Source organism: Methylobacterium sp. E-025, assembly GCF_022829705.1.
In the GTDB taxonomy this organism is placed as follows: domain Bacteria; phylum Pseudomonadota; class Alphaproteobacteria; order Rhizobiales; family Beijerinckiaceae; genus Methylobacterium.
In genome coordinates, this window is sequence record NZ_JAKSYR010000067.1 from 2501 (window position 1) to 5938 (window position 3438).

Annotated in this window: 2 tRNA genes and 2 rRNA genes (1 of these 4 running past the window's edge); all 4 read right to left on the reverse strand. The window is 56.6% G+C overall.

Annotation, left to right across the window (positions count from 1 at the left end):
- Window positions 1-742, reverse strand: a 23S ribosomal RNA gene (locus MKK64_RS07340); it reaches 2068 nt to the left of the window's first position.
- A gap of 313 nt (window positions 743-1055) precedes the next feature.
- Window positions 1056-1131: transfer RNA gene (locus MKK64_RS07345), tRNA-Ala, on the reverse strand.
- Between the two features lie 19 nt (window positions 1132-1150).
- A tRNA-Ile gene (locus tag MKK64_RS07350) sits at window positions 1151-1227 on the reverse strand.
- A 187-nt stretch (window positions 1228-1414) separates the two neighbouring features.
- A 16S ribosomal RNA gene (locus tag MKK64_RS07355) occupies window positions 1415-2897 on the reverse strand.
- Together the 16S and 23S rRNA genes with 2 tRNA genes alongside form the textbook arrangement of a ribosomal RNA operon.
- Between the last annotated feature and the right edge of the window lie 541 nt (window positions 2898-3438).

Sequence of the window (3438 nt, forward strand, 5' to 3'; positions counted from 1 at the left end):
ACATGGCTAGATCACTCGGTTTCGGGTCTAAAGCCACGAACTGAACGCCCTGTTCAGACTCGCTTTCGCTGCGCCTACACCTACCGGCTTAAGCTTGCTCGTAACTTTAAGTCGCTGACCCATTATACAAAAGGTACGCGGTCACTCAGGACGAACCTTGAGCTCCCACTGTTTGTAAGCATCCGGTTTCAGGTACTATTTCACTCCCCTCGTCGGGGTGCTTTTCACCTTTCCCTCACGGTACTGGTTCGCTATCGGTCGCTGAGGAGTACTTAGGCTTGGAGGGTGGTCCCCCCATGTTCAGACAGGATTTCACGTGTCCCGCCCTACTCGTATCCCGAATGTCGTCCGTCCCGTACGGGGCTGTCACCCATCATGCCGGCCTTTCCAGACCGTTCCGGTAAACTCCACTCAGGCATTGGCCTGGTCCGCGTTCGCTCGCCACTACTAACGGAGTCTCGTTGATGTCCTTTCCTCCGGGTACTGAGATGTTTCAGTTCCCCGGGTTCGCTTCAAACCCCTATTGTATTCAGGATTTGATACCTTCATGTGACCAATCGTAGTGAAGCCACAGATCAAAGATCTGCAGCCACAATACGAAAGGTCGAAGGTGGGTTTCCCCATTCGGAAATCCCTGGATCAAAGCTCGTTCGCAGCTCCCCAAGGCTTATCGCAGCGTACCACGTCCTTCATCGCCTCTCAGCGCCAAGGCATCCACCGAATGCTCTTAAGGCACTTGATCGCTCTCGTGATCGATGTCCGCTCCGACCGGCAGCCGCTGCAAAGCGGCTCCAGTCAGGCGACACGGTCACAAAAAGACCAGTTCCCCTGCCGTTTCCGGCAGAAGAACAGTTGCTTGCCGAACATAACCGTCCCGGACCAGCTTTCGCTGCCGCAGACGGCCACATTCCCTCTTCACGATGTCGATTGGTTTTGCGCACTGAGCCGGATTGATGCCCTGGCTCGCGCAAACTGGTTTATCCGGATGTTTTGGAACTTGGGCCTGCCCTCATTCTGAGACGTCGCAGCTCGCGCTGCGCCAGGTCCCAAAAAAATGGTGGAGACAGACGGGATCGAACCGACGACCTCATGCTTGCAAAGCACGCGCTCTCCCAGCTGAGCTATGTCCCCGATCACGAGCATCCCAAATTGGTGGGCCTGGGACGACTCGAACGTCCGACCTCACCCTTATCAGGGGTGCGCTCTAACCACCTGAGCTACAGGCCCGTGCCAGCCAAGAACAACCCCGCTCGGAGGATGCCGGCTGACAGTCCGGATAATGAGAAAGAGAAACGAGGACGGCACCGTCCCGCATAGCGGGGCTAAGACTAGCCCCATGTATCCAATGACGCGGCGAGAGGAGCGGACCGGCAAACACGAAGCGTGCCGATCGTCACTAAAGCTGCATCCTTAGAAAGGAGGTGATCCAGCCGCAGGTTCCCCTACGGCTACCTTGTTACGACTTCACCCCAGTCGCTGACCCTACCGTGGTCGCCTGCCTCCTTGCGGTTGGCGCAGCGCCGTCGGGTAAGACCAACTCCCATGGTGTGACGGGCGGTGTGTACAAGGCCCGGGAACGTATTCACCGTGGCATGCTGATCCACGATTACTAGCGATTCCGCCTTCATGCACTCGAGTTGCAGAGTGCAATCCGAACTGAGACGGTTTTTGGGGATTTGCTCCAGATCGCTCCTTCGCGTCCCACTGTCACCGCCATTGTAGCACGTGTGTAGCCCATCCCGTAAGGGCCATGAGGACTTGACGTCATCCACACCTTCCTCGCGGCTTATCACCGGCAGTCTCCCTAGAGTGCCCAACTGAATGATGGCAACTAAGGACGTGGGTTGCGCTCGTTGCGGGACTTAACCCAACATCTCACGACACGAGCTGACGACAGCCATGCAGCACCTGTGTGCACGCCTCCGAAGAGGATCCCAAATCTCTCTGGGTAACATGCCATGTCAAAGGATGGTAAGGTTCTGCGCGTTGCTTCGAATTAAACCACATGCTCCACCGCTTGTGCGGGCCCCCGTCAATTCCTTTGAGTTTTAATCTTGCGACCGTACTCCCCAGGCGGAATGCTTAATGCGTTAGCTGCGCTACTGAGGTGCAAGCACCCCAACAGCTGGCATTCATCGTTTACGGCGTGGACTACCAGGGTATCTAATCCTGTTTGCTCCCCACGCTTTCGCGCCTCAGCGTCAGTGTCGGTCCAGTTGGCCGCCTTCGCCACCGGTGTTCTTGCGAATATCTACGAATTTCACCTCTACACTCGCAGTTCCACCAACCTCTACCGAACTCAAGCCATCCAGTATCGAAGGCAATTCTGTGGTTGAGCCACAGGCTTTCACCCCCGACTTAAATGGCCGCCTACGCGCCCTTTACGCCCAGTGATTCCGAGCAACGCTAGCCCCCTTCGTATTACCGCGGCTGCTGGCACGAAGTTAGCCGGGGCTTATTCTTCCGGTACCGTCATTATCGTCCCGGACAAAAGAGCTTTACAACCCTAAGGCCTTCATCACTCACGCGGCATGGCTGGATCAGGCTTGCGCCCATTGTCCAATATTCCCCACTGCTGCCTCCCGTAGGAGTCTGGGCCGTGTCTCAGTCCCAGTGTGGCTGATCATCCTCTCAGACCAGCTACTGATCGTCGCCTTGGTAGGCCGTTACCCCACCAACTAGCTAATCAGACGCGGGCCGATCCTTCGACAGTAAACCTTTCCCCCAAAGGGCGTATCCGGTATTAGCTCCAGTTTCCCGAAGTTATCCCAGATCGAAGGGTACGTTCCCACGTGTTACTCACCCGTCTGCCACTCACCCCGAAGGATGCGTTCGACTTGCATGTGTTAAGCCTGCCGCCAGCGTTCGCTCTGAGCCAGGATCAAACTCTCATGTTGAAGAGATCGATCCAGGCTGATCACAATTGACAGAGACTCACATCAACGATCCAGCCGTTTCCAGCCAAATCGATGTGAGCTCAAGACAAACGTGTCAGCCAAAGTCTTCTCACAGTCCAACCCCGAAAGGCCGAACCCGCAAGGACAATGCCGTCCACGCTTCTCTTTCTCAGATTCACTTGTCAAAGAGCGCCAGACCCGAAAGCCCGGAAAAATCGTGCGAACAAAAATCCCAGAGCATAATGCCCCGAAACCACCTTGCCCGTCTTGGAAACCCGTGATACCGAACCAACCACTCGGTGGTCCGCCTCAGCGGTGGGAGGCGTCTAAGCCCCCGCCGATACCCTGTCAACCCCGCGTCAAACCCGAAAGCTAGACACAAAACCGACAAGACCGCCGACACAAACACCAGGCCACCCGGCTCTCGCCAGCTGCCCCATCGCTCGTCATGTCGGTGGACCAAGTCCAGAACCGCGTCGCCGCCGCCCCGTCTCGATGAACAGGGGTATACGGACCACCCAGCAGCCCGTCAACAGCCAAA